Origin of the sequence: Piscibacillus halophilus (assembly GCF_900110685.1) — a bacterium.
In the GTDB taxonomy this organism is placed as follows: Bacteria; Bacillota; Bacilli; order Bacillales; family Alkalibacillaceae; genus Piscibacillus; species Piscibacillus halophilus.
In genome coordinates this window covers 43371-69379 of the sequence record NZ_FOES01000007.1, presented here as the reverse complement: position 1 = coordinate 69379, position 26009 = coordinate 43371, and the positions used below count along the sequence as shown (strand labels likewise).

Below are 26009 nucleotides of genomic sequence, written 5' to 3'. Positions count from 1 at the left end.
CTAAGGTAGGACTATGCTTTCGCTTTTAATCGCTTAATAATTTCATCCGTCACTTCTTTTGTGGTGTGTTTGCCACCTAAATCTGCAGTCACAATACGATCACTTGTCGTCTCTTCGATCACATCTAGTAAAACTTGACCTATTTCTTCTTCTCCATGATGATCCAGTAACATTTTCGCCGTCCAAATCTGTCCAATTGGATTGGCAATTCCTTTTCCGATAATATCAGGTGCTGAACCATGAACAGGTTCAAACATTGAAGGATATTTACCATTAACATTAATATTACCTGCAGGAGCTACCCCGATACTCCCCATAATCCCGGCACCAACATCAGATAAAATATCTCCGAATAAATTACTGGCAACGAGCACATCAAAACGACTTGGGTTCGTAACAAAGAAAGCTGTTAACGCATCAATGTGTTGTTGATCGGTTTCAACATCTGGGTAATCGTTTGACACATCTTTAAATACTTCATCCCAAAATGGCATCGAATACACAATTCCATTTGATTTAGTAGCACTCGTCACACGCTTTTGACGCTTTGTAGCAAGATCAAATGCAAAGCGCATGACTCGTTCTGTAGCTTTTCTAGAGAATACATTGTTTTGAATCGCAATCTCATCTTCATCTCGATAAATACGTCCGCCAATAGAACTGTACTCACCTTCACTGTTTTCACGAACCACTAAAAGATCGAAATCATTTGGATTAACTAGTGGTGATTGAATACCTGGTAACTGTTTGGCTGGACGAACATTAATCGTTTGCTCGAATTCACGACGAATTTTAATCAAAAGTCCCCAGAGTGAAATATGGTCAGGAACAAGATTTGCGTCTCCGACTGCTCCTAGAAAAATAGAATCAAAATCTGATAAACGCTTTAAACCATCCTCAGGCATCATTTCGCCATGTTCTAAGTAATAATCGCAGCTATACGGAAATTCCGTAAAATCAAAGCTAAGTCCTCCGTGTAAATCCGAAATTGTTTCTAACACATCAATAGCAGCTGGAACGACTTCTTTCCCGATCCCGTCTCCTGGAATCGATGCAATCTTCAGTTTCTTCATTTTACATCCTCCTAAATTGAAGTCGACAGTCGACTGATTAAAGTTATTTTAAATATACCCTATATTCTGACTTTTAGCAATTGGGTTTTGGCATTAATTGCTCCCTTGATTAGTAAGATAAATATTTTTAGAGGTCAGCTGATCAAAAAATAAAAAAACTGCACTACATCACGTAGGCAGTTTAATCCTCTAATACTTTTAGTAAATGTTGGACGTCTTGATCGAGGTGCTTAATCATAGCAGAAGAGGCTTGTTCATCTTCTCTATTTTTTATGTGAGCAAAAATTTGTTTGTGTTGGTTTAGAATATCTTCAGCGCGATGTTCTCCCGTAAAATTCAAGATTCTAAAATAGTGAACTAAACTATTAAGATCATCAACTTGTTTTTGAAGTCTTGAGTTTTTCGTAAACTTCAATATTAAACTGTGAAACTGTTCATTCAATGAAAGAATGATCTTCGAATCTTCCCCATTTTTAAGAGCCTGTTCTGTACGATCTAACGTATCTTCTATTTGTTGAATTTCAGAGTTTGATGCTATTTGAGTGGTTAATCGTACTGCGAATGACTCAAGCGCTTGCCTGCAAAAATAAACTTCCTTCACGTCTTTAATGTTAGGTTCATAAACAATGACCTTTGATTTTTCAACGATGAGAAGTCCTTCTTTCTCTAAAATTCGGATGGCTTCACGAATCGGGCTTTTACTTACTTGATGTTCACGAGCTAGTTGTGTTTCGTTAATTCTTTCCCCAGGCTGATACTCTCCATCAAAAATCATTTTTTTAATCATGTGGTAAAACTGAACATAATATGGCACCTGTTTTTCTAACATTTGGTTACCTCTCTTAATACCGTTTTTATGTGATTTTACTATATACAAAATTGATAGGTTTATCAAATGTTCAAGAAAATGCCATAGCTTAATTAAAAATAATTCTCAATTAGATATTGACTCTCCACTTACTGGAGGGTTTAATATTTAGTAGGAATGATAATCATTATCATTTAGTTAATAATTAACAGAGAGTTTGGAACAACCATGAAGCTTAGGTACTTATGGATTGCGCTTATTGTTTTATCTTTAGTGTCACTTTTTATCGGTGTCACAAATATTACACCGAGCCAGATTTTCAATCTAGATGAAACACAACAGCAAATTTTGATTCACAGTCGTCTCCCTCGCCTTATTAGTATTGTGATTGCGGGAATGAGCATGGGAATTTGTGGATTAATCATGCAGCAATTAAGTCGTAACAAGTTCGTGTCCCCTACAACTGCTGGGACTATGGACTCTGCAAGACTAGGAATCTTAGTCTCACTTCTATTATTCTCGTCATCTAGTCCGATGCTAAGGGCATTAACTGCCTTTACTTTTGCGCTACTAGGAACTTACATATTTATGAAAATCCTTGACAAAATTAAGTTCAAGGATGCGATTTTCATTCCTCTAGTCGGAATTATGTTCGGGAATATCATTGGATCGATTACGACATTTTTTGCTTATAAAAATGATTTAATCCAAAGTATCACCTCGTGGCTACAAGGTGATTTTTCAATGATCATGAGTGGTCGTTATGAACTACTTTATTTAAGTATTCCACTGTTGGTCATCGCTTACATTTTCGCGAATAAATTCACGATTGCGGGGATGGGAGAAGAATTTTCTATTAATTTAGGACTCAATCATAAACAGATTGTGAATATTGGTTTGATTATCGTGGCGATGGTAACTTCTACAGTGGTCTTAACAGTTGGGTTAATTCCTTTTCTCGGGTTAATCATTCCAAATATCGTCTCGATTTATCAAGGGGATCATTTAAAGAAAAACCTTCCCCATACAGCTTTGCTTGGTGCTGTGTTTGTGTTGTTATGCGATATTTTAGGACGCGTTATGATTTATCCATATGAAATTCCGATTGGATTAACTGTTGGAGTGATTGGAAGCGGCATTTTTATCTATTTACTGCTAAGGAGAAGAGCATATGCGTAACTCTACGAAACTGATCAGCTTACTCGTCCTTGCGATCGCATTAATTGCCGTATTCCTATTGACTGATCTCAATGCTTCCAATTGGGATTATGTGTTACCTAAGCGAACGATGAAAATTCTAGCGATTATTCTTACAGGTAGTGCGATTGCATTTTCAACGGTTGTGTTCCAAACGATTACTAATAACCGAATCTTAACACCTAGCATTATCGGGCTCGATTCACTGTATCTATTAATCCAAACTTTCATTATTTTTGTGTTTGGTTCAACTCATATGACATTGATGAACCAACATGTGAATTTTGTCATCTCTGTTGGAATGATGATTGGTTTCGCCTTGATCCTCTACCATTTCTTATTTAAAGGCGAGGGCGAAAACATTTACTTTTTACTCTTAATAGGTCTTATTTTCGGTACCTTTTTCAGCAGTTTATCTGAGTTCATGCAAGTACTCATTGATCCAAATGAGTTCCAAGTCGTTCAGGACCGAATGTTTGCAAGTTTTAACAATGTCAACACAGAACTGTTCTCCATATCGGTCGTCTTAATGTTGTTAGCAACGCTTTACTTTTTACGGTTCGCCAAATACTTAGATGTTCTTTCATTAGGTAAAGAACACGCTGTTAATTTAGGTGTTAATTACGATTCCGTCGTTAAGCAGTTGTTTGTTGTCATTGCGATTCTGATATCAATTGCAACTGTCCTCGTTGGTCCGATAACGTTTTTAGGATTACTCGTCGCCAATGTGGCGTATCAATTTTTAAAAACTTATCGACACAGCATTTTAATCGTTGGCGCGATTTTAATCAGTATCATTTCGTTAGTCGGTGGTCAGTTAGTTGTTGAACGCGTGTTCACGTTCTCGACCACAATCAGTGTCATCATTAATTTCATAGGTGGCGTTTATTTTATCTATCTCTTATTAAAGGAGAGTCGAGCATGATTGCGATTAAAAACCTTTCAAAAAAGTATGGTCAAAAAACGGTCGTCAACAATGTCAATGTAGAAGTAAAAAAAGGTAAAATCACATCTTTTATTGGTCCTAACGGTGCGGGTAAAAGTACATTGTTGTCAGCCGTCAGTCGAATGATCAAACAAGATCTTGGAGAAGTATATGTCGACGGTAAGGAACTGAAGAAATGGAATAACAACGAGTTATCTAAAAAAGTAGCCATTTTAAAACAGTCAAACCATTTAAATGTGCGCTTAACCGTTCGCGAGCTCGTATCATTCGGACGATTCCCTTATTCGCAAGGGCGACTAACGGAGGAAGACTGGAAACATGTCGATGAAGCCATTTCCTTTATGGAACTCGAAGATTTACAGGATCAGTTTTTAGATGAACTGAGTGGCGGACAACGGCAGCGTGCCTTTATCTCCATGGTGATCGCACAAGATACTGAGTACATTTTACTCGATGAACCGCTGAATAACTTAGACATGAAGCATTCTGTTCAAATCATGAAGGTTTTGCGTCGACTCGTTGATGAGTTAGGTAAAACGGTCGTCCTAGTCATTCACGATATCAATTTTGCTTCATTTTATTCTGACTACATTGTCGCACTTAAAGAAGGCGTTGTGGTTAAACACGGCCCTACAGATGAAGTGATTAGCCAGGTGAACCTTAAAGAAATTTATGATATGGACATTCCGATTAAGCAATTAGATCGGTGCAAAGTGTGTGTTTATTTTGGATAAAAAACATTTGAGGTGATCAATATGAAAAAATTATTATTAGGTTTATCAATTTTAGCGTTAATGCTAATGGCAGCTTGCGGTGGCGGAGAAAGTGAAGCTACTGAAGGTGAAACGATTGAAGTGGAACATTCGCTAGACACGGTGGAAGTTGAGAAAAATCCAGAGAAGGTTGTCGTCTTTGATTTTGGTATTTTAGATACATTGAAGCAGCTTGATGTTGATGTTACAGGTGTACCGAAAGATAGCCTTCCTTCTTATTTATCTGAGTACGAAGGTGATGACTATGAGCATGTTGGTGGACTGAAAGAACCTGATTTTGAAGCAATTCATGCGATGGATCCAGATTTAATCATTATTTCTGGTCGTCAAATGGATTTATACGAAGACTTTAAAGAAATTGCACCTACTATTTTTATTGAGATAGATGCTGAGAACTACATGGATTCATTTAAACAAAACACTGAGTTAATGGGCCAAATTTTTGACAAACAAAATCAAGTTGAAGAAGAATTAAGTGAAATTGAAGGATTAGTTGAAGAGCTTCAAGCTAAAACTGAAAGTAGTGATCAAACTGGTTTAATCACCCTTGCGACAGGTGGTAAAGTTAGTGCTTATGGTCCTGGATCAAGATTTGGAATTATTCATGACGTATTCGGCGTGAAGCCAGCTGATGATTCCATTGAAGTGGCAACCCACGGACAGAACATTTCGTTCGAATTCATCGTTGAGAAAGACCCTGATTATCTATATGTCATCGACCGTGATGCGGTTGTAAATAATGAAGAAGCAGCAAAAGAAACCATCGAAAATGATTTAGTGAAAAAGACAACAGCTTACCAAAATGATCAAATTGTCTACTTAGATCCAAACTACTGGTACTTATCAGGCGGAGGTCTAATTTCAGTAAAAGAAATGGTGAATGAAATCAATCAAACGTTTGAGTGATTGTAGGAGTGACAAGTATGGACCAACGATTTACAATCGGCGAGATGGCTAAACTTCATAATATTCCCGTTAAAACATTACGCTACTACGATGAGATTGGGCTATTTAAGCCGATTGAAGTCGACCCAGAAACTAATTATAGGTACTACTCGACTGTACAGTTCGAGCACTTAAATATAATTAATTACTTACGTGAGCTAGGCATTCCACTTAAAGACATTAAGCATCAATTCGACGTAAGAGACTGTGAATATTTTCTTGAAATGTTAGAAAACCAAGAAGCTCGAGTTGAGAAGCAAATCCAAGATTTAAAGCGTGCCAAACGTCGGTTAAGTGCTAGAATTAATGAACTTCATAACGTGACTCAACATTACGGAATACCTAAAGTTCAGTTAGTTGGTGATCGTCGTATGGCTCAGTTAAAACAACCCATCACGAGTCATGCCGAACTAGAGCTGGCTCTTAAGACATTAGAACACCGCACCGGTTTGAACGCCTCTATTTATATCGGAGGCGTCGGTGTGACTCGTTCATTAAAAGAATTGCCTAAACCCGTTTACAATTCAATTTTTCTTATGCTTGAAGATGAAGATATCGATCATGAGCTCGTGACTGTCATACCACAAGGCGAGTTCGCCACACTAACCGTGAATCGACAGCGAGTTCAAGCTCATGATTATGATCCGCTTCTTAAATTCATAGAGGAAAATGGCTATAAAATTGTTGGGGACGCGATTGAGCGCGTCATGATTGATGAGTATATTAGTCAAAATAAAAAGGAGCACTTGTCCGAAATTCAAGTGCCCATTTTAACGTAACCGCCTCGTGATGGCGGTTATTTTTTTGTCACTGGAAAATGAACTTCTAGAACTGAATCAGGATCATCCCCCTTGAAATCAGGTCCATAATATTCGTATTCGAATGCACCCGACTTCTGGTAATCTGAATGAGGTAACCATTCATTATAAAAATAGTTAAAACCTTTACCAATATCTTTAAGTGGCCCCTTATAACGAACTACAGCGTACTCTTGTTCAGGAATCTCTTTTACGACCATACCCTCCGGCACACCGGAAGCATCAGACACAGCCATCCCCGCCGTGTAAATGAATCGATTACCTAGTTGCCAACCTTTTGGAAATTCAATTAAACCATACCCTTCATATTCGGCAACAAGATTAGGAATCTGATCAGCCACTTGGTTAAACTCTTCCCAAAGACCCGGGATCGTATTCGGCTCTCCTTTTTTCATGATTCCATACGTTTTAATCTCCATTCCAACTAATGTCACTTTGTCCCTTTTCTCAACTCGAACGTCCATAGTTACCTCCATCACGTGTTTTGACTCTATTATAACAGTTCTATAAAATGGAAGTAATACTTTTACAGGAGGATAGAAAATGGGACTATTTGATGGCATGATGGGAAACGCATCAGAAATGGATACACAAGAAATACAAGATGAGCTTGAAGAACTTCTGGCATCAAGTGAGCAGGTTGAACACGCATATAAATTAATTCGCGACCTCTTTGTTTTTACTAATAAGCGCTTAATCTTAGTTGACAAGCAAGGCATGACTGGTAAGAAAACGGAATATCACTCGATTCCATACAAGAGCATCACACACTTTTCAGTCGAAACAGCCGGCACTTTTGATTTAGACGCTGAACTAAAAATCTGGATCTCAGGCAGCTCCACACCACTTGAAAAAACCTTTAATAAGCAACTCAATATCTACAAAGTTCAATCTGTCTTGGCAGAATATGTTTCATAAAATGAAGCGGAGCTCCTAATAGGGTTCCGCTAAATTAATTGAGCGTTTTCTTAATTTTTTGAGCGAAATTTTCAATAATTGAGCGATTTTCTAGATAATTGAGCGAAAATTAATTTTTTTGAGCGTTTTTAAAAATAATTGAGCGAATTAATATATTAGAGGCTTCAAATTATATCTCGTACCTTTTGTGCCACCTTCCTTTTCAAAGTTTGAAAGAATTCTTTTGATAGCATGCCTTGACTCGACCCCTAAAAAATTCCTCGCTTCCTGGTTAATGATCCATTCATCGATTAACAGGGCATAATCTCGTAAGGCTAGTACGTGTGCGTCTTTGCTAGAACTTCCACAAATGCATACCCATTTACCATGCTTATGCTGTACTCCAAGTCTTCCACACTTAGGGCAGTGCACGCCCTTCATCAAATCAGCAGCTTTTAGTCCAAAGCGCTTCATCAAATCAACGTCTTCCGGTTTATGTTCACGAATAAATAGGTCACTAACTCGATTAAGATCTCCTTCACTCCACACCTGCCCCAGAACGGATTCATTCAACTTTTGGTATTTAAATATGAACTCTTGAATGCTAATTATTTTTCCTAAATGAAAAGTATCGTCTGACTGAATGTGCAGTATTCCATGTCGACTGGCAAAAACAACTAACGTGTAGATCGGAATATTAGGGAAGCCGTAGTTTTGTAAAAATTGCTGTAACTGAAATTTTTGTTGGGAAACTTGAAGTAACGGGTTGGGGAAGGTTTCGGAGATATTATTTAACACACGGATCATTTGCTTAGATTCTTTATTAAAGTAAATATCTCCAGAGATGTTTTTCACTTCTACTAATAAAACAAACCTCGGAGTTACGAGCACGGTATCCATTTGAAAATGATACTCTCCTCTAGGAAGTCTCAAATCATAGAAAACTAACAAATCATTAGAACTTACTAACTCAATATAGTAATCTAATGAGCGTTCACCTCGATCACCGATTCTCACAATTCTAAGCGATTCCTCTATATCACCAAAAACTGAACAATCAGGTGACACGCGTCGTTCCAATGCTTCGAGCCTCCATAGCTTCATTGGCAAACTATGATTCTTGCAAATCAACTGGACCACTCCTGTTCGGTCATATAATACAAAATTATAAAAATTCCCCTATATTTATACAAGTCCTTTTTACCTAATTCAAAAATACACCATTCGCCCCTACTAATCTTAATTTTAAAACATAGATAATTATAGGTAATACTAATTTAGGAGGTTATTATGTATAGAAAACTTTCACTTTTAACTCTGTTGGTCTTCTTTATTTTTGGAAGTGCTTTAACATCGGCTGAGTCAAAAGAACTTGAAACACCTAAGCTTGTCCAACAAGAAACTGACGAGATCTCCATCACGGGAAAAATCGGTAATGGTAATGAGGAAACTCCCGGCGAATGGTACACTGGCACCACTCCATCAAACCTCGATCCTAACAAACCCATCCTTCTCTTCGTACACGGATTAAACAGTACCGCCCAAACATGGTGGGAAGATAATGATATGTACCAAACGGCATACGATGCTGGTTATCAAACGACATTCCTTCAACTCCACGATGCAGGTGGCTACAACGAAGACATGTGGGAAAACGGGCAGCTTCTAGCTGAGAAAATCATTGAAATCTCGGACCATTTTAATGGAAAACCAATCACAATCGTTGCCCATAGTAAAGGCGGTGTGGATTCACAGGCCGCTCTAACTTACTACGGCGCTCATCAATACGTTGATAATGTTATTACCCTTTCTAGTCCTCACCACGGCTCACAACTCGCAGACCTCGCCTATAGCTCCTGGGCAAGTTGGTTAGCGGACGTCATCGGCACAAAAGGTGACGGAACCTATTCTTTGCAAATGGCTGAAATGGAAGATTTCCGAAGCCAAACCGATGCCCAACCACTCGCTTATCATAATGACTATTACACTTTCGCAGGCACTTCTTGGGGATCTGTTTTCTCATCGACTTGGTATGGAGGTATGTATTTATCTCAATACGGTTCGAACGATGGAGCCGTAACAGTCGACAGTAGTCGTCTACCTGGAGGCACTGAAGTTGCAGTTGGTGACTGGGATCATTCCTCAATTCGTACAGGTACCACTTTCTCAATTTTTGAAAACCATCTAGCAGGTACTCATACTTTTAATACTCAAAAACAACCTAAAGATCAGAAAAATAATAAACGCATAATGAATCAGTGGGTTCACGGGGGTCAACTGGCTGAAGGCCAAGATACGATTACTATAACAGTGGAAGATGGTGTTTCAGAACTTCATATAAATCTCATGACCGCTCACGAACCACAATCCATGAAGCTTGTAGCACCTGATGGATCCGAATACCCTACAGAATTCAAATCTATAGAACTTAACGATGGAGTCTTTAAAGGTGCCATAAGCCACGTGACCGATTTGAAAAATCCCGAACCTGGTGAATGGACGTTAAAAATCTACTCTGAACAAGAAGACTCTTATCTAATATTCAATGATTTTAAAACGACTCAAAAAATAAACCTGAACAAACATATTAAACGAAATGGAGATCTAAACCTAACCTACAACATGCAAAGTCAACATAACATTCAAAAAGCAACCTATACCATTACCGAATCCAACCACGCTAGTAACAAAATGACTTTTACCAACAATTCCAATCACGAACGCCACATTAAATTAACTAAACCTAATACCGTTTACAACGTGACCATCGACATCGAAGGCACCACAAATGAAGGCTATCCATTCAAACGAACCGTCGTTGAATCGGTTAAAGTTCCAGGTAAATCTAATAGATAATTCGATATCCCTTTGTCTTCATACTAAACAAAAACCTTCCGTGTGAGCTATTGCTCCATGGAAGGTTTTTTAATAAAAAATGCGATTTCGTTTCTTGACTCTTTTGAATAATAGATTACCAATGATTAAACTAATGATCCCTAATATCCAAAACACTCTAGCTGCGGATTCAAATAAGATATAAGAAAATGTATCCTGCCAACGGGTAAATTCGGGAAAATCAACAAACAAAACACCGCACCCTAAAATAATGGCTAATACACCTATAGTAAGAAAAACTTTCGAAGTGACCTTCATACATAATCCTCCAAAAATCCCATTATTCCGACTTTTTTATTATTTTAACATAAAATGTTTGAAAGAGATATGGAGAATTTATTCATTCAAATGTTTTGTACAATTGAACAATTCGAGCTCCCAATGCGATTCATGGCGACGAAGTTTTGTAATGGATGTATTCCCAAGGTGATACTTTTTCTCCAGTTCAACCACTAATTCATTTAACAACTGTCGGATAAAAGAACCATGAGAGACGATTAATACAGGTTCATCAGGATGTTTTTCTGAGACTTCATTTAAAAATTCCATCCCCCGACGAACAACACTTTGATTACTTTCAATGCCTAAATCTTTCTCAAACCAGTTCTCACCCCACCGTTCAATACGTTCAGCTTTAGTTGTACCTTCAATTTTACCTCCATAAGCTTCACGAATTCGCTCGTCAGTGATGACCGGAATTTCTAATTCGGTTGCAATGATTTCAGCCGTTTGGTGGGCACGTCTTAAATCACTTGAATATAGAACACCCCACTTCTCATCTTTTAACCGGTTAGCTAGTTTCTCGGCATCTTGTATTCCCTTTTCATTCAAAGGAATATCCGAACTCCCTTGAGCTCTTTTAGCCAAATTCCAATCCGTGATGCCATGTCTTACAATTCCGATTACCGTCATGTATTAACCACCCTCTCAAAATATACAAAAAATGCTGCCTAATAACACAGCAGCATTTTCAGATACTCATTTTTGGAATATACCACATTAATTGATTTTTCCCCGATGCCTTGGCTTGATATAAAGCACGATCCGCCTTCCTTATTAAATCATCCACACTTGTTCCGTCCATAGGTGCAATAGCCACACCAATACTAATCGTGACATGATAAACATTCCCTTTAATTTCCCACGGTTCTGATGAAGCGCGAATTAAACGTTCCGCGACTTTTAGAACATCTTTCTCTTTCTCTACGCCTGTTAGCAACACATTGAATTCGTCTCCACCAATTCGAGCAATGATATCATCTTCACGCAAACAATTACGAAGTCGTTTTGACAAGTGTTGTAAAAATTCATCTCCCGTATCATGCCCTAAGTCGTCATTGATTTGTTTAAAATTATCACAGTCTATATATAGAATAGCTAAATGATCCCCTGTATGACCTGACTTAGTCAATTCTTTTTCTAGCTTTTTCTTAAAATAGCGGCGATTTGGAATACCTGTTAAAGGATCATTGTTCGCCAAATAAAAAACTTGTTGTTCAGCTTCTTTTCGTTCAGTTATATCAATTAATACGCCTTCAATATATAAAATCTCTCTATGTTCATTACGAGTTACCGTTGTACGGTCATCAATCCAACGAATTTTTCCATCAGCCGTAATAATTCGATACTCTTGTTTAAATTTATCAAGACCACGTTCTAAGTATTCATCCACTTCTCCTTCTACACGCGCTAAATCTTTAGGATGAACAATCAATGAAAAGTCAATTTTCTCTTTTAAAAATAAGCCCGGTGTATAACCAAATTGATTAATGTTATTGGAAACATAGTCAATAGGCCAACCTTTTTCAGCTTTCCATCTTATAATAACTGCAGGACTATTTTCAATAACACGGTTGGCTAACCTCAACGCTTCTTCTGAACGCTTTTTATCAATAATCATCGCAGCTAAATGACTAAATTGATTAAAAACTTGAACTTCCTCCTGACTTGGTGCGCGGCACTCATCAGGATAAAAGGCAAGAGTGCCAAATAAATGACCCGTTGCTGAGACAATTGGGATCGACCAACACCCTTTAATATTATATGTTTCAACAATATCACGATAATCCTCCCAAATAGGGTCAACCATTGCATCCTCTACAATAACAAGATCGTTTATGTATGCAGAGGTCCCACATGAGCCTGCTTTAGGTCCAACACTTAAGCCGTCCATACTGTCTAAATACGCCCTTGGAAACCGAGGGCCAATAGGGTTTTCCAGACTATGTAGTTTTTCATTATACTCGGTGATCGTCGCGCGAACATCCGGAAAAACCACTGCTATCGTCTCGGTTAATCTCTCTAATATTTTGCTAAGAGGCAGATTTTCTGCCACTAACATCTCTATAATTCTACTTTGTTCTTTCAATAAATGTTGGACATTAACCAGTTCACTCATGTAGGTGCCCCCGCTATTAGAAATTAGATATCGTTATAAAAAATATAACGATATTTATATTTTATAATACCACTTTTTCAATAGATTTAAAGTAATTCGACAAAATATTACAAAAATTTCTTCAAAAATTTTACAAAAAAACTGCCAGTCATTAAAACCGGCAGTCCTCTTAATTAATTAGTGTTTAACTTTTTTAAATTTACCCTTTTTAGCTAACTCTTTTAATCTTTCTTTTGCACGTTCCGAAGCATTAGCATGGTCTTTAAGAGGTATATTAAGCTCAAGCTCTTGAATTCGACCTTCTGCATCATATTCAATCGGTTCATCAAACGATTGAATGTAATCAACAGTTGCATCTAAATCTGTTGGACCAATTTCAGAACTTAAGGCTAAGTCTTCAATGCCACTGTCGTCATCACCGAACATGTAGTTGTTTACCACAACTGTATATATTTCATTAGGATCAATTTCTGAACCATCTGGAAGGAATACGTCTATGACTTCCATTTCATCATAATTCCATGTGTAACTCATACCAGCCACGCTGTAATCGGGACCGTATGGTTCACTTAGTTGATTATTCAACACTTCAATAATCGCTTCACCTGTTAGCTCAGCTTTTACTAACGTATTGCCAAATGGTTGAACCGTAAAGACTTCACCATATGTGATCGGTCCTTCATCTATATCCGCGCGAATACCACCACCATTCATCATGGCCATATCAGCATCCATCGCCCATTTCATACCATCCGCAATTAGGTTACCTAAAGCATTGTCACCTAAATCGCCACGTTCAGCATATCCACCTTCTAATGGAACCGCTGCTTCACCAATAACTTCATTTTTAATGTCATCTACTAACGTTTCATATTTTTCTAGAATGGCCGCTACTTCTGGATCAGGTTCCATACCATGCTGTGCCACTGTCACGATTTCAGCAGTTTTCTCAACAATGTCCCCTGTTTCAGGGTCGATTTTTAAATCAACATCTGAAAAAGCTGTACCATAAGAATAAGCTTGTACAATCAGTTTGCCATCTACTAAACCATTATTTTCAACATGATTATGTCCAGCAAAAATAACATCGACTTCATCATCTACATTTTCTGCAATATGAGCCACATCACCTGTGATTTCGTCCCCTTCTTGATACCCAGGGTTATGAGCTAATACGACAATTGCACGAACACCCTGCTCCTTTAATTCTGGAACAAAACGGTTAATCGCTTCTACTTCATCTGTAAATTCAACATTTTCGTTTCCTTCTTTAATAATCATGCTAGGAGTTTCTGTCGTAGTGACACCAATAAAACCAATTTTTTGACCCTCAACCTCTTTGACTACATATGGATCAACCAGAAGCTCTTCCGTGTCTTTATATTGAACATTCGCTGCTACAACTGGAAAATCCATACCGTCGTAACCTTCTGTCCCGTCTGGATGCTCTCCGCCATGAATCATTCTAAGCAGTTCATCCACACCTTCATCAAACTCATGGTTACCTAACGTTCCAACATCCATTCCCATTGCTTCCATGATCTCAACAACCGGTTCATCTTGGAAAGAAGCCGATATTAACGGACTCCCCCCAATCATATCACCCGCGTGAACAAGTAGTGTATTCTCAGGGTTTGTTGCTTCACGTTCTTTTAAGTAAGCTGCAAGATAATCAGCTCGTCCAGCTGGGTCATTTTCCCCATCACCGTCAAAATCTGCAAAGTAATCTTCATAATCAATCTGACCATGCCAGTCATTCACCCCGAGTAATTGAACGTCTACTAAATCATCTTCTTCAGCCGCTAAACTGCTAAATGAAGGCACTAATAATGATAGAGATACTAGAATATAAACTAGTTTTCTCATGTGTTCCCCTCCCTTTATGTATATTTCAAATTTAATATAACACAGAATATATAGGTACTTATTCTCAATTGAGTCATTCTATTATTAATTTTTTGTAAATTGAGAATCTGATCCATAAACTTCAAAGGAGCATGGTGGTCTAATCCTTAAAACTGAAGTTAGATAAAAACATAATTTCAAAAGAACCCCCGAACTATAAATGATACATGTTCATTTATAATTCGGGGGTGTATTTGGTATTCCGCTCAATGCAATTCGAGTGTTTGTTGACCTATATCCATTAAGTCTTGATCATGTGTCACTAAGATGATGCTTGTTCCCGTTCGGTTTAATTCCTTTAATAATTGAATAACTTCATCACGACTATGTTGATCCAAATTACCAGTCGGTTCATCACATATTAATAACTTTGGATCATTAATTAAAGCTCTCGCAATGGCTACCCTTTGCTTTTCTCCTCCAGATAGTTGAGAAGGATAATGTTCTATTCTTTCAGTGAGATTTACTTTTTGCAATAGATGATGGGCTTTATCTTTTAACTTGACCTTATCCTCAAAAGGAAGTAAAGGGAGCATCACATTTAACTCGCAATTAAATTGATCAAATAATTTGTAGTCTTGATAGATAAAGCCTAAATCATTTCTTCGATAGGATTGTAAATCTTTTTCTTTGGCTTCATGAATTAGCTTATCCTCAAATTGTATATGACTATCTTGGTCAGCCGGAATAAGCCCTGCTAGACACTGGAGTAAAGTGGTTTTACCTGAACCCGAGCGCCCAATAATTGTTAACCACTCGCCTTCGTCTAATTTGAAATTAATATTTTTCAATACAGATATTTCTCCTGATACCGTTAGATAAGATTTATTCAACCTTCCGACGTTTAACATTGCTTATCCCACCTTCTTATACCAATATTTAGTTGTCCTGCGGAGCATGTTTATTAGTACAATAAAAGAAACTACTAATATGAACGAAAATAAAATAAGACTAATCACACCAACCCATATAATGGTATTAACTACCTGACTAAATAAAAATTGATAAAGACAAATACTCATGATTGCACCGAACAATATTGAAATGGCTGACCATAACGCTACTTCTTTTAAATAAAATTTATACATTTGATTATTGCTCCAACCGATATGATGAAAGAGAATCATTTCATCTGAACGTTGTTTCCACAAGGATATTAAAGTCTCAATTAGCGTTAAAATACCTACGGTGAACAGAAATACTAATAACACCGTGTAAAACCCTTCCATTTGTCCATGAACATAACCACCTAGTGTCGTTTGAACTGTTCTTTTCTCCTGTAGGTTTATTACTAGGGGTAAAAAAATGATTATAAGAGACATAACACTAATCTGAACAATAGAAAAAGAGACTAGATGACGATAATACCAAGCATTTTGCCAAGTGACTGTTTTATTACCAAGTGGTTTCTGAGGGTGATTTTGATTATTTTTATAAAATAAACTAACTAAAAACATTAACAAACACGTCACCGTGAAAATAATAATTAGGTTTAAAAATAACACATACTCCTCTGTCCTTAAACTTATAACTAGAAGAACTAAAAAAGCCAAGATAAAAGGAATACCTAATAAACCTGTCCATTCTTTAAGACGCAGTTTTCTTATATTCTCTTTTTTCCAACCAAAACTTGTTAAGAGTGATTCTTCTTTCCTTCTAGTCTTAATTAAATGAGAAAAACTAAAAACCATATAGATTAAGCTAACTAAAATAAAAAACGTAACTAGGATTATTTTAACTATGTCCCAGCTTTGTAAAATAGTATCCGCTGCACCTAAGGTTGTCCAAGGTTGGATAACCTCTCCCAAGCCCTCCACATCAATCTTTAAGGATTGGTATGAGGCCCCAGCCACAATATCAACCGTGAAGCCCTGCTCTTCAAATTCTGTTGCCATCGATTTTATTTTTTCTGATGCTACTTGGTCATAACCTTGGATTCCGGCTATTTTGACGCGAATAGCATCAATTGGCTTATCACCTTTTAGTCGTTCTACCCAATCTATCGATATTAGACCATGAGCTGGTGTCGTAATGAAGCTACCTGGAAAAGCAGTCGGCTGTATTTGTGTGTGACGATCTTCAGATAAATATGTAGGTTGAATGCCATAAATACCAAGTGGAGAAGCTGCTAAATCATCATGATCATCTACTTCGAAGTTTCCAACATGGTAAAAAGTGAATCCCTCTCCCTCGATAACTTCAGCACCATCTAAGACAAAGTTATTTCTTTCTTTGATTTCTCGGTAATAGGGAATTCCCGATTGTTCATCTGTTCCTAATTGCTTGACTGAAATTTTGTCACCTATAAGTTGATAGTTAACTGGTTCAACATCATAATAAGTTTCCTGGCTACCAGATTCAATTACTCCCCATATCTCTCTATCTTCTAATGGATTTTCTGTATAGTTTATAAGTCGATAATCATCATCTGCATATAAATAATTATCATAAAAAGGTGTAATCACATCTGAAAAATCTAGTGAATAAGTTTCTGTTGAAACCGTTTCTTGCTCAGCCATTTCATCTATAAGTTGTTCATTTAATTCTTTATCTCTATATGAAAGTGAGCCAAACGTGCTATTGTCTTTAATTTTGTATTTTCTCTTAAGTTCTCTAACTTCATCATCTTCCAGGTCAATTGTATCAATTTGTATTGATGCTTTTAATGGAATATTTCCATTTTCTAACCCAAGAATAGGGACTTCTTCAAAGAGTGCTAGACCTGGTCCATATGTTTCTAAAGAAGAAAAATCCTCTCCCGTTAATTTATTCTCTTCCTCTACATCAATGGCTACAACTTGGTGATAAGTTAAGGGGAATTTAAATGAAGGGTATTCACCACTAAACACGTTAACTAGAGATTCACTATTTATCGTGGAGTATGTAGAGAATTGATTCGGATCTTTAAACGAATAAGCTGTATAGGATTCACCAATTGGATAAGTATGTACGCCATCTGTTGTCGTATAATTGACCGTATATCGAACAGAGTCTTCTCTTTCAGGTAATGAGTATGTGATTTCGTTTGCTGTATAAAGTCCGATGGCAGCAACCGGTGCAGCAACTTCAACATCATCACGGTTCAGAACATTTTGCCATTGTTCCAATGTGATCCCACCATGACCAATACCTAAATAATTTTCTTCTACTAAACCTAATTCCTCTTCAAGATCAGTACGACTATCTCCAGGTCTCAACAAGATATCATAACTTCCTCTTGAAAAGTCATAAATATCTTGTTCAATCGTTTTAGACGCTGTATTTAATGACTGAATCGAAAGCGATATAAGCAAAAATATCACAAATAAAAGAGTCATCAACTGTATTCTTTTACCTTTTCGAGTTAGATTAATATTCATTCACCACTCACCTCTAATATAATCACTCTAATTCAAATGAATTAGAGTGATTATATTGATAATGATATTACCACGCTCTTACTGTTATAGATTTGTACACATAATCCGAAATATTTAATTGGTCTGCAGTTCGAGCAGATGCGGTATAACTTTTTACATTAGAAGTACCTCGATAAGTATGTGAGAAGACTCTAGATGTACCATTCCCAATACCGTCTAATCGTTTCTGCCCAGTTCCATCACCTGGGTTAAAATAAAAAGTGTGAGGACCATAACTAGATGTAGTACCAACTGTCCAACTATTTGATTCACCACCGTTCACTGTTGTGGGTCCAGAAAAGGTAGCAATTGGAACTGCGTTTAATTCATTGTTTTCTATATTTTCTGTTTCACTTGCATAAATCCCAGCTGAAAATAATAAAAATACACTCATGGAAACTACTAAACTGCCAAACAGTTTCTTTTTCACTAAAATCACCTCCTTTTTCCATAATATACATTTTATTCATGATGTTAATTTGATTGTATAATAGATTGAATATTTTGTAAATTTTTTATATTATTATGATTTTCTAAATTGATAAATTAATAAGCATTTGAGCCGAAATTACTATTGATGAACGTTTCCGCCTTTAAGTCAGTGATGTTCATTTTTTTATCCTATATTTCAAAGTCTCCAAAATGGAAAACACTACGTTAGAGGTTTAGCTAAGTGGTTTTGAAGCGTTATACTGAATTATTAAAGTTTTTCAAATTTGCATTCCTTAGAAGTCTTAACTAAATCGGTTTTTTAGCTTTCAAAAAAGAGGCTGAGACAAAAATAATGATTAAATAAAAGAAGGCGAACCTTAGACTGTATTAAACATCCAAGGTTCGCCTTCTTTATGGTAGCTACGTCAAAATGCTTCGCTTTCCGCGGGCACGGCTTCAACTTCCCCAAACTCACATCCGTTCGTTTGGCGTGATTTACAGTTCGTGCTGTTCCTGCTGGAGTCTCGCATTTTGACTACGCTAACTCTATTTTCGTTCGGATTTTATTGACCTATTTATCTTTTGTCCCAGTCTCTTACTCTTCCTCACCTATTAAAAATTCAACAATCCCCTCGGCTAAACCTTCTGCTAAAGGTAAGTCTGGATTAGCGTACGTCTGTAATTTATTAGCTGAATCCTCTGGTTCTTCTTTTAACACATGATTCATATCTTCAATAATTAATTCTTCTGCATCAAGCTGAGAATTAATTAACTTCGTCGCATTTTCTTCAGCTATTTGTATATCATGAGTTCCTTGAACAACTAAAATAGGTACATTTAACTCTCTAATTTCTTCTGTTGGATCATACTCCATCCATGAGATTAGAAATGGTTGAATTTCAGGAGCAAATAAACTATGAAGCTCAGAACTAACGTCTTCAACGGTCTTACCTTGTTTTAATTGCGCTAAGATTTCTTCAGACTCGTTGTAGTAATCTTCGTTAAGCTGGTCAGTTAACTGATCCAACATCACTTCATCAATAGTTTTCCCAGCACCTGCAAGCGAAACAAAATAATCAGCGCCAGCCTCTTGAATGGCTAACATACCGACAAGTGAACCTTGACTGTGACCAATAACACTGACTTGTGAAAAACGTTCATCTCGGTGTAACAGGTTTAACCATGATTTAGCATCTTGTACAAAGTCCTCAAACCTTAATTCACTTTCAGGAATCACAGCTTCTTGATTCTCAGCAGCTCCACGCTTACTATACCGAACCGAAGCAATACCATTTTCAGCTAAAGATTCTGCTAACATTTTTAAGCTATTGTTTTTTCCTGGTAATGGAGTTGAGTTTCCATCTCGATCAGTTGGTCCAGACCCTGGAATGATTAAAGCTACAGGGTAAGGGCCATCACCCTCTGGGGTCAACAGCTCTCCTTTTAACTCTCCATGTTCGGTATCAACGGTTAAGAAATCCTCGGGTTCAGATCGCTCACCAGTCTGTCCAGCTAACTGACCCCGTTCTAAATAAAAAGGATATTCCTCCCCTCGTTGAGTAAAGGTTCCTTCAATGCTTTCGTCGTTTTTTAATTCTCCTTCAAAAGTCATTTCCTCTTCTTGTAAGTACAGCTCAAATGACAATTCTTCACCATCAAACTGTAGTTTAGAAAGAGGATATTCATTCAAATTTTGAATTGGTATACTGATGTTACCCTTGAATTCATCCTCATGATTAAACTCTATGATTATATTTAGAGGGTTCTCCTCTACCTCGATGGCCCCATTCCATGTTCCAACTAATTGGTCCTCAACAGGAGCACCTTCGTCATCGTCCGAACATGCTATTAACCATAATGGCAATAATAAAACTAAAAAGTAAATTTTTTTCATAACGAACACCTTTCAGTGGTTTTACTTTACAAGACGAGCCCTTTCTTTATAAAGTTTCGTTAATAACTAATTTCTTTTAGACAATGGATAAATAGTTAAACTTTGTATCACCATAGACAACATAATTGCTCCTATAGTTAGTGATATAATCGAATCTTCATGGCCAGAATACTGATCCTTAAACATGAGTAATAATGCAATGGACATCGTTCCTTTTATACCACACCAAGTCATTAAGTGAACATCTTTTGTTTTAAAATGGTTATGAAGATTGGGGAGTAGTTTAAACATGATGAGAAGAATCGCCTCTCGTGCAAGTAAGGATAATATAAAGATAACAAACATAGCCCAGAAATCACTAATTTTAAGTAAGTCAGTTGCTTCTAGCCCCATCACTATAAATAAAATAGATAAGACGATTGGATTAATGTTTTCCCAAAAACCATTTAAATAGTCAGGACGGCGTTTTTGACTCGTTATATCAATTTCATATGAAAGAATCAGCCCCGAGGTAACGGTGGCTAGAACGCCTGATACACCAATATGTTCCGCGACCAAAAAGCTTCCATAAGCTAATACGATACTCACCATAACTTGATACTCTCGGTGGTTTAGCCAAAATATTACCTTGCTTAAAATATAACCAAAGATTAACCCAACTAATACGCCACCAATCGAAACCCATAAGAATTCCGAAATAAATGAACCAATATGAAAACTCTTTTGATTTGAAAAAATTCCTGCCACAACCGTAAATAACACAATACTAGTTCCATCATTGAGCAAAGATTCACCTTCTACTACATCTGCTAACTCATCTCGTTTAGTAGAAGTCTTTAAAATATTTACAGTTGAAACTGGGTCTGTTGGGGTTAGAATTGAGGCTATTAATAAAGCCCCAACAAAACCAATTGACAGGCTTATACCAACAGTCGTATATATGAGAACAGCCAAAAGAAATGCCGTTAGTAACATTCCTATAGTACTCAAGGCAATAAAAGTGCCATAATATTTTTTTAAATCTTTTAGCGGAAGTTGGTAAGCTGAAATAAATAGTAATGCAGGTAAAAACCCGTGCATGATCATCTTTTCCGTTAGTAATACCTGTTCAAAAAATGGAACGTAAGATAAAGCTACACCAACCAATAACAAGATAATCGGAACTGGGAAGTATTCTCTCTTTTGATCAATCGCAAAAATAATCGTTCCGACTAGTATAAAGAATATGATATGATAAGTGGTCATCTTATCACTCCTTACCATACCATACCCGATTTTTCACATCTAAAATGCAATGGTCACAAAAAACCATATAATCATAATCAACTGGATCACAACTTTAGCAATGGATCCACTTAAAAAACCGATAAATGAGCCGATTGAAGCGCGTATTGCTTCTTGAGCTGTCCGTTTCTGGATTAACTCTGTTATAAATACGGCCACAAATGGCACGACTAAAATTCCAAACGGTGGAATGATAAATGAGCCGACTATGACAGCCATAGCCGCTACCTGTTCACCACGTTTTGAACCACCATATTTTTTTACGAAATAACTATTCGCAATAACATCCGCTCCGATTAAAATGATCGTAAAAATTACCATCACAGAGTAAAAGACCCAACCCAGCTCTCCGCCATCAATAAAGAAATGATATGCTAAAAAACCCAGCCATAGCACTAAAACTGAAGGAATAATCGGAAATAAAATCCCTACAAAACTCAGGATAAAAAAGGCAATGATTAAAATCCAAATAAAGACGTCCATAAAATGCCTCCAAATGATTTTCTATATATTTATTATAACCCTTCGACTGAAAAAATCTGCAATTATGAATGAAAGAATAAATCCAATAATAGGTACTATAATGATTCCGACATAAGAAAACAGCTTATAACCTAGTGCTATACTGAACAATAATGAACTTGGTACCATCATCAGCCTAAACATTTTCTTAGAAACATTCGAAAGTTCTACTGGTTTCCAATAAAATAATTCCAAAAAACGTTCTGATACGATTTGGTTCCAATAAGACCTTGCCAATTGGCCAATAAAAAATAAAAGGATTAGATAAATCAATACCTTATACCAGCTTGGGAACAGAACGATAAGTGCCACTCCACCGAATGTAAATTGTAAATATAATAAAACCCATTTTTTTCGCCTTAAAAGGGTTTTAATCATCAGCTCCTGATATGCAAACTGCGGGGTATAAGTAGAGTACAATTTTTGAGAATTTCTAAAGATCCATGGCCTGTTTGATACTTGGTTATTAGATTGAGTCATCCACTCTGGAGCCCCAATATGAGCAGATTGCATTAAAATCAATTGTGTGAATTGGTTCCGTTGCTCTGTATCTATTTCTATCTCTTGATAGAATTTTTGAGGCTTACTGAGAACTATTACCATCGAACTTACCAATATAACAATTGAAACCATTAACATAGCCCAATCATTCGTAACGGATTTTAATAACATTAGAAAATAAACAATCATTAATAATAAAATAGAAAATCGATAAGTCCATTTTGATAAACGTATTTTCGCCTCACGTTTCAGTAATTCTTTTGCGGTAGACAAGATATATACTAAAATACTGAACTTCAAATACGTCAACGCATCCCAATTAAAATATTGAATAAATATAGGAGAGACCAAGATCATAAATAAACTTGTTTTAACAAATGTGATCAGAGCCATATAACCGATTCTATATCGATTTAGTGCATTTATTAAATCTATCTTCTGCCATAAATAAAGTACATCCGCATTGAATAAAAAAGCATAATGAGATCCTAAATACATTAGGAAAACGACGACCATAAGCATAAATTCAGCCGATACATTCTCTGGCCATATTGGTACCTTCAGCCATAAATCAATGTAGAAGCTTGCACCTACTATGAAAAAAGGAATAAAAATATATACCCAAACTGTCCAATCAACCGTTGTATGGCGTAATCTATTATAGAATCTATAATGGTGTTGTAATCTCTTTTTAAACAACTCAAACCCTGTCATCTTTATGTACGCTCCATTAATATTTCAAAACTATCTAAAAGACTTACTACATTATTCGACCCGGCTGCTTTTAGAATATTCTCCAAAGTACCTTGGGCAATCACTTCACCTTCTGACATCAGAATAAAATGATCACAAATACGTTCCGCTGTATCTAGCATATGAGTAGACATCAAAACACCTGCACCGTTAGCCCGCTCATGTTCTAATAGACGCAGAAAGTCTTTCATCGCCTTTGGGTCCAATCCAATGAATGGCTCGTCAATAATATATAGATTGGGTTTAATTAGAAAAGCTAATATAATCATTAACTTTTGTTGCATCCCTTTTGAAAAGGTTACGGGAAGTTCATGAATGACCTTATTCAAACGGAATATCTCGAGTAATGGCTGCACCCTATCCTTCATTTTTTCTTCAGACATCTCGCACATAGAAGCCGTAAATTGAATATGTTCCCATAACGTTAATTCATCATAGTACACGGGTTGTTCTGGTATGTAGGCATAACGCATGGAGTCATCCCAAAACTGAACTGAACCATCCATATAATCTATGGTTTCTAAAATAGATTTGATTGTCGTACTCTTTCCCGCTCCATTAGGACCAAGAAGCCCTACTAGTTCTCCTTCTTTAATACTAAAATTAATATTTTGAATGATCGGCTCATCCTTACCGTAGCCAGCTTGGTTAATGTTAATATCAATTACCACAACGATCTTCCTTTCTAAATAGCTCGAAAATCATGCTGTTCTACCCTGATTTTTTGTAAGAACACGTCAACATCTCTTCGTTTTTTTAATAAAACCACGTTTTTTTCGGGGTATTGACTTATTTTTTCGTAGATTGCCGGTCTTTTAGACTTGCGGAAAGCCCATACATATTTAATAAACTCCCAATTAAATCTCTCTGTTCCCGCATTGAAATCAGGTCTCTGTTGATTCCGATACTGAATCATTCTCTTAAAAATCCGGATCATACAGAGCCACCTTGGTAAATCAAAAAGTACAACAAAATCTGCTCGCTCTAATCTTAAATCTAAGGTTCCGTTATAGTTACCATCAATCATCCATTCGTCCTCTTGAATGAGTTCTTTAGTTATCTCAATTTGTTCTTCGCGAGATGCCATGATCCAACCTGGGCTCCAAAATAGGTTGTCCAAATGATAGAGTTTTAGATTCAGGATTCGAGCTAGCTCTCTTGACATGGTTGACTTTCCTGAACCTGGTGAACCGATTAAAATCACACGCTTCAAAACATCGCCCCCGCTTCTATGGTCTTTGATCCCATGGCTCTAGTTGACCCACTATGTATGTTGGCTGTTTAAGTTTGAAGGCTTCAATAACACCCTTTGAGATTTCTTGATTCGTTAACCATCTAGAATAACCAGTTTCCAATATAAATCCGAGCTGAACCTGGTGATAAGTACAGTTTTTGGGTGTTTTAAGCTTCTCTTTTATTGTATTCAAATTTGAACTACTTCCGAGTACATGGTAAAAATCACAGGTCGATTTTTGATTGAATAAAACATCTAATAACACCTTCATCGGGTTTTCTGGTACGTTATGAATCCAAGCTACGACCAATGACCAATCAAACGTTTGATTAATTTTTTGTTTAAAATCATTTACGTCCCGATAATCGGTATACAAAGGAAGGATGTTCTGTGAGTTTTCTAAAAGCTTAGCCATTTTACTTCTGGTCCGTCCCACGACGTAAACTTCATAACCTTGTTTTTCTAACCAATGACAAGTTTCTGCAAGCATGCCTGAACCACCTATAACTAGCGCACGTTCCATCTTATCACCTCTGTCAGAATATTATATCATCCCATTCCATTTTTTACTAAAAAATATAGCCGCAGTAATGGCTGCGGCTTTACTCTATTGATCCATTTCGCTAAGATCAAATGAAATCACACGATTTGTATTAGGATTATATACGACTGAACCTCTAATTTTGATCGTCTCACGTGGTGATTCTAACGTATATACGTAAGTTTCTCTTGTGCGATTTGAAGACATTTCCTCACTGCCCTCAAAATCATAATTAGTCACTCTGTACCCTGGATATCCGACTTGAACAAGTTCTAAGAGATATTTACCAAACTTTTCTTCCTCTAACTCTGGTGAAGGTGTAATTTCTACATTGATGATTCCTACATCCGGATTTACACCTAGTGCCTCAAACGCACGCTTGTGAAGATTAATCCGATTAGGTGGATTATTAGGTACCGTATCAACAACTTTAACAAGTACCTCGCGTGTATTTTGAGGATTTCTTACTTTCAGCGTCTGACCGCATTGAAACCCCGCTCTTGGACTAACCGCAACTGTCATATATTGATTATCGGACCATGGAATATTACATTGTGTGACTTGTCCTCCCTCTGTCCAAGTTGCCTGACCCTGGATGACTTGTTGACGTCCATTGAAAAATGAAGTCATCGGTTGAGGCTCAAATCTATATCGAAAATCCCCATAATATGGATACATTTTTCTCCTCCTTTAATCCTTAGTTTTTATAACATATGCCTATAGAAGGTTGACCTGTTACAATGTCACACCGAATTCATTTATTCAGGGACGTTTTCGTGGTATAATATTGACTGA

The 26009-nt window shown here is 36.8% G+C and carries 26 protein-coding genes; 7 read left to right on the top strand and 19 right to left on the bottom strand.

Annotation, left to right across the window (positions count from 1 at the left end; translation table 11 throughout):
• Positions 1–11 precede the first annotated feature (11 nt).
• Together BMY57_RS05600 and BMY57_RS05595 are read right to left on the bottom strand one after the other, a co-directional pair.
• Entirely contained in the window at positions 12–1073 is a 1062-nt protein-coding gene (locus BMY57_RS05600) for a tartrate dehydrogenase (RefSeq protein WP_091773049.1), read from the bottom strand.
• 181 nt (positions 1074–1254) lie between these two features.
• A complete protein-coding gene (locus BMY57_RS05595; RefSeq protein ID WP_091773048.1) occupies positions 1255–1902 on the bottom strand; it encodes a GntR family transcriptional regulator in 648 nt (215 codons plus the stop codon).
• 207 nt (positions 1903–2109) lie between these two features.
• Here BMY57_RS05595 and BMY57_RS05590 point away from each other — a divergent pair, with 207 nt between their 5' ends.
• From BMY57_RS05590 to BMY57_RS05570, 5 genes are read left to right on the top strand one after another with little or no spacing between them, the layout of a single operon-like run.
• Positions 2110–3060: an ABC transporter permease gene (locus BMY57_RS05590; protein ID WP_091773047.1), complete on the top strand. Its 951-nt coding sequence runs from the start codon at positions 2110–2112 to the stop codon at positions 3058–3060.
• Positions 3053–4003: an iron chelate uptake ABC transporter family permease subunit gene (locus BMY57_RS05585; RefSeq protein WP_091773046.1), complete on the top strand. Its 951-nt coding sequence runs from the start codon at positions 3053–3055 to the stop codon at positions 4001–4003. Before BMY57_RS05590 ends, BMY57_RS05585 begins: the two co-directional genes overlap by 8 nt.
• Entirely contained in the window at positions 4000–4758 is a 759-nt protein-coding gene (locus BMY57_RS05580; protein ID WP_091773045.1) for an iron ABC transporter ATP-binding protein, read from the top strand. The genes BMY57_RS05585 and BMY57_RS05580 overlap by 4 nt, the downstream gene beginning before the upstream one ends.
• A gap of 21 nt (positions 4759–4779) precedes the next feature.
• The gene (locus BMY57_RS05575; protein ID WP_091773044.1) at positions 4780–5703 is read left to right on the top strand and encodes a siderophore ABC transporter substrate-binding protein; all 924 of its coding nucleotides are present in this window, start codon (positions 4780–4782) and stop codon (positions 5701–5703) included.
• Positions 5704–5720: 17 nt separating this feature from the next.
• Positions 5721–6521: a MerR family transcriptional regulator gene (locus tag BMY57_RS05570; RefSeq protein ID WP_091773043.1), complete on the top strand. Its 801-nt coding sequence runs from the start codon at positions 5721–5723 to the stop codon at positions 6519–6521.
• Between the two features lie 17 nt (positions 6522–6538).
• Here BMY57_RS05570 and BMY57_RS05565 read toward each other — a convergent pair whose 3' ends face one another.
• Positions 6539–7024, bottom strand: a complete 486-nt coding sequence (locus BMY57_RS05565; RefSeq protein WP_177176337.1) for a GyrI-like domain-containing protein — start codon at positions 7022–7024, stop codon at positions 6539–6541.
• A 79-nt stretch (positions 7025–7103) separates the two neighbouring features.
• On the opposite strand from BMY57_RS05565, the gene BMY57_RS05560 reads away from it, so the two are divergent.
• Positions 7104–7478, top strand: a complete 375-nt coding sequence (locus BMY57_RS05560) for a PH domain-containing protein (RefSeq protein WP_091773041.1) — start codon at positions 7104–7106, stop codon at positions 7476–7478.
• Between the two features lie 147 nt (positions 7479–7625).
• On the opposite strand, the gene BMY57_RS05555 is transcribed toward BMY57_RS05560, so the two are convergent.
• The gene (locus BMY57_RS05555) at positions 7626–8537 is read right to left on the bottom strand and encodes a nuclease-related domain-containing protein (protein WP_177176336.1); all 912 of its coding nucleotides are present in this window, start codon (positions 8535–8537) and stop codon (positions 7626–7628) included.
• A gap of 210 nt (positions 8538–8747) precedes the next feature.
• Here BMY57_RS05555 and BMY57_RS05550 point away from each other — a divergent pair, with 210 nt between their 5' ends.
• Positions 8748–10313 carry an esterase/lipase family protein gene (locus BMY57_RS05550; RefSeq protein WP_091773039.1) on the top strand — a complete coding sequence of 522 codons (1566 nt, stop codon included), beginning with the start codon at positions 8748–8750 and terminating at the stop codon, positions 10311–10313.
• Positions 10314–10382: 69 nt separating this feature from the next.
• On the opposite strand, the gene BMY57_RS05545 is transcribed toward BMY57_RS05550, so the two are convergent.
• The 15 genes from BMY57_RS05545 to BMY57_RS05475 form a co-directional block, all read right to left on the bottom strand.
• Positions 10383–10610: a hypothetical protein gene (locus tag BMY57_RS05545; RefSeq protein WP_091773038.1), complete on the bottom strand. Its 228-nt coding sequence runs from the start codon at positions 10608–10610 to the stop codon at positions 10383–10385.
• A 78-nt stretch (positions 10611–10688) separates the two neighbouring features.
• Positions 10689–11264: a histidine phosphatase family protein gene (locus BMY57_RS05540; protein WP_091773037.1), complete on the bottom strand. Its 576-nt coding sequence runs from the start codon at positions 11262–11264 to the stop codon at positions 10689–10691.
• Between the two features lie 58 nt (positions 11265–11322).
• Entirely contained in the window at positions 11323–12750 is a 1428-nt protein-coding gene (locus BMY57_RS05535) for a sensor domain-containing diguanylate cyclase (protein ID WP_091773036.1), read from the bottom strand.
• Positions 12751–12927: 177 nt separating this feature from the next.
• Complete coding sequence (locus tag BMY57_RS05530) at positions 12928–14616, bottom strand: 5'-nucleotidase C-terminal domain-containing protein (protein ID WP_091773035.1); 1689 nt, start codon at positions 14614–14616, stop codon at positions 12928–12930.
• A 245-nt stretch (positions 14617–14861) separates the two neighbouring features.
• Positions 14862–15506, bottom strand: a complete 645-nt coding sequence (locus tag BMY57_RS05525; protein WP_091773034.1) for an ABC transporter ATP-binding protein — start codon at positions 15504–15506, stop codon at positions 14862–14864.
• Between the two features lie 3 nt (positions 15507–15509).
• The gene (locus tag BMY57_RS05520; RefSeq protein ID WP_091773033.1) at positions 15510–18014 is read right to left on the bottom strand and encodes a transient receptor potential ion channel family protein; all 2505 of its coding nucleotides are present in this window, start codon (positions 18012–18014) and stop codon (positions 15510–15512) included.
• A gap of 67 nt (positions 18015–18081) precedes the next feature.
• Positions 18082–18483: a hypothetical protein gene (locus tag BMY57_RS05515; protein ID WP_091773032.1), complete on the bottom strand. Its 402-nt coding sequence runs from the start codon at positions 18481–18483 to the stop codon at positions 18082–18084.
• A gap of 597 nt (positions 18484–19080) precedes the next feature.
• Complete coding sequence (locus BMY57_RS05510; RefSeq protein WP_091773031.1) at positions 19081–20379, bottom strand: alpha/beta hydrolase family protein; 1299 nt, start codon at positions 20377–20379, stop codon at positions 19081–19083.
• A 66-nt stretch (positions 20380–20445) separates the two neighbouring features.
• On the bottom strand, positions 20446–21624 hold the full coding sequence (locus tag BMY57_RS05505; protein ID WP_177176335.1) for a cation:proton antiporter: 1179 nt from the start codon (positions 21622–21624) through the stop codon (positions 20446–20448).
• Positions 21625–21663: 39 nt separating this feature from the next.
• Positions 21664–22146: a DUF456 domain-containing protein gene (locus tag BMY57_RS05500; RefSeq protein ID WP_091773029.1), complete on the bottom strand. Its 483-nt coding sequence runs from the start codon at positions 22144–22146 to the stop codon at positions 21664–21666.
• 21 nt (positions 22147–22167) lie between these two features.
• Positions 22168–23400, bottom strand: a complete 1233-nt coding sequence (locus tag BMY57_RS05495; protein WP_091773028.1) for an ABC transporter permease — start codon at positions 23398–23400, stop codon at positions 22168–22170.
• A 2-nt stretch (positions 23401–23402) separates the two neighbouring features.
• Positions 23403–24110: an ABC transporter ATP-binding protein gene (locus BMY57_RS05490; protein ID WP_369678847.1), complete on the bottom strand. Its 708-nt coding sequence runs from the start codon at positions 24108–24110 to the stop codon at positions 23403–23405.
• 14 nt (positions 24111–24124) lie between these two features.
• Positions 24125–24643: a DNA topology modulation protein gene (locus BMY57_RS05485; protein ID WP_246247158.1), complete on the bottom strand. Its 519-nt coding sequence runs from the start codon at positions 24641–24643 to the stop codon at positions 24125–24127.
• A 25-nt stretch (positions 24644–24668) separates the two neighbouring features.
• Positions 24669–25196, bottom strand: coding sequence for a Rossmann-fold NAD(P)-binding domain-containing protein (locus BMY57_RS05480; protein WP_091773025.1), 528 nt, complete (start codon positions 25194–25196; stop codon positions 24669–24671).
• An 84-nt stretch (positions 25197–25280) separates the two neighbouring features.
• Positions 25281–25892: a DUF3889 domain-containing protein gene (locus BMY57_RS05475; RefSeq protein ID WP_091773024.1), complete on the bottom strand. Its 612-nt coding sequence runs from the start codon at positions 25890–25892 to the stop codon at positions 25281–25283.
• Positions 25893–26009 lie beyond the last annotated feature (117 nt).

Bases quoted from the DNA above. Each gene is read 5' to 3' on its own strand.
- BMY57_RS05600 (WP_091773049.1), bottom strand. From the start codon at position 1,073: ATGAAGAAACTGAAGATTGCATCGATTCCAGGAGACGGGATCGGGAAA.
- BMY57_RS05595 (WP_091773048.1), bottom strand. From the start codon at position 1,902: ATGTTAGAAAAACAGGTGCCATATTATGTTCAGTTTTACCACATGATT.
- BMY57_RS05590 (WP_091773047.1), top strand. From the start codon at position 2,110: ATGAAGCTTAGGTACTTATGGATTGCGCTTATTGTTTTATCTTTAGTG.
- BMY57_RS05585 (WP_091773046.1), top strand. From the start codon at position 3,053: ATGCGTAACTCTACGAAACTGATCAGCTTACTCGTCCTTGCGATCGCA.
- BMY57_RS05580 (WP_091773045.1), top strand. From the start codon at position 4,000: ATGATTGCGATTAAAAACCTTTCAAAAAAGTATGGTCAAAAAACGGTC.
- BMY57_RS05575 (WP_091773044.1), top strand. From the start codon at position 4,780: ATGAAAAAATTATTATTAGGTTTATCAATTTTAGCGTTAATGCTAATG.
- BMY57_RS05570 (WP_091773043.1), top strand. From the start codon at position 5,721: ATGGACCAACGATTTACAATCGGCGAGATGGCTAAACTTCATAATATT.
- BMY57_RS05565 (WP_177176337.1), bottom strand. From the start codon at position 7,024: ATGGACGTTCGAGTTGAGAAAAGGGACAAAGTGACATTAGTTGGAATG.
- BMY57_RS05560 (WP_091773041.1), top strand. From the start codon at position 7,104: ATGGGACTATTTGATGGCATGATGGGAAACGCATCAGAAATGGATACA.
- BMY57_RS05550 (WP_091773039.1), top strand. From the start codon at position 8,748: ATGTATAGAAAACTTTCACTTTTAACTCTGTTGGTCTTCTTTATTTTT.
- BMY57_RS05545 (WP_091773038.1), bottom strand. From the start codon at position 10,610: ATGAAGGTCACTTCGAAAGTTTTTCTTACTATAGGTGTATTAGCCATT.
- BMY57_RS05540 (WP_091773037.1), bottom strand. From the start codon at position 11,264: ATGACGGTAATCGGAATTGTAAGACATGGCATCACGGATTGGAATTTG.
- BMY57_RS05535 (WP_091773036.1), bottom strand. From the start codon at position 12,750: ATGAGTGAACTGGTTAATGTCCAACATTTATTGAAAGAACAAAGTAGA.
- BMY57_RS05530 (WP_091773035.1), bottom strand. From the start codon at position 14,616: ATGAGAAAACTAGTTTATATTCTAGTATCTCTATCATTATTAGTGCCT.
- BMY57_RS05525 (WP_091773034.1), bottom strand. From the start codon at position 15,506: ATGTTAAACGTCGGAAGGTTGAATAAATCTTATCTAACGGTATCAGGA.
- BMY57_RS05520 (WP_091773033.1), bottom strand. From the start codon at position 18,014: ATGAATATTAATCTAACTCGAAAAGGTAAAAGAATACAGTTGATGACT.
- BMY57_RS05510 (WP_091773031.1), bottom strand. From the start codon at position 20,379: ATGAAAAAAATTTACTTTTTAGTTTTATTATTGCCATTATGGTTAATA.
- BMY57_RS05505 (WP_177176335.1), bottom strand. From the start codon at position 21,624: ATGACCACTTATCATATCATATTCTTTATACTAGTCGGAACGATTATT.
- BMY57_RS05500 (WP_091773029.1), bottom strand. From the start codon at position 22,146: ATGGACGTCTTTATTTGGATTTTAATCATTGCCTTTTTTATCCTGAGT.
- BMY57_RS05495 (WP_091773028.1), bottom strand. From the start codon at position 23,400: ATGACAGGGTTTGAGTTGTTTAAAAAGAGATTACAACACCATTATAGA.
- BMY57_RS05480 (WP_091773025.1), bottom strand. From the start codon at position 25,196: ATGGAACGTGCGCTAGTTATAGGTGGTTCAGGCATGCTTGCAGAAACT.
- BMY57_RS05475 (WP_091773024.1), bottom strand. From the start codon at position 25,892: ATGTATCCATATTATGGGGATTTTCGATATAGATTTGAGCCTCAACCG.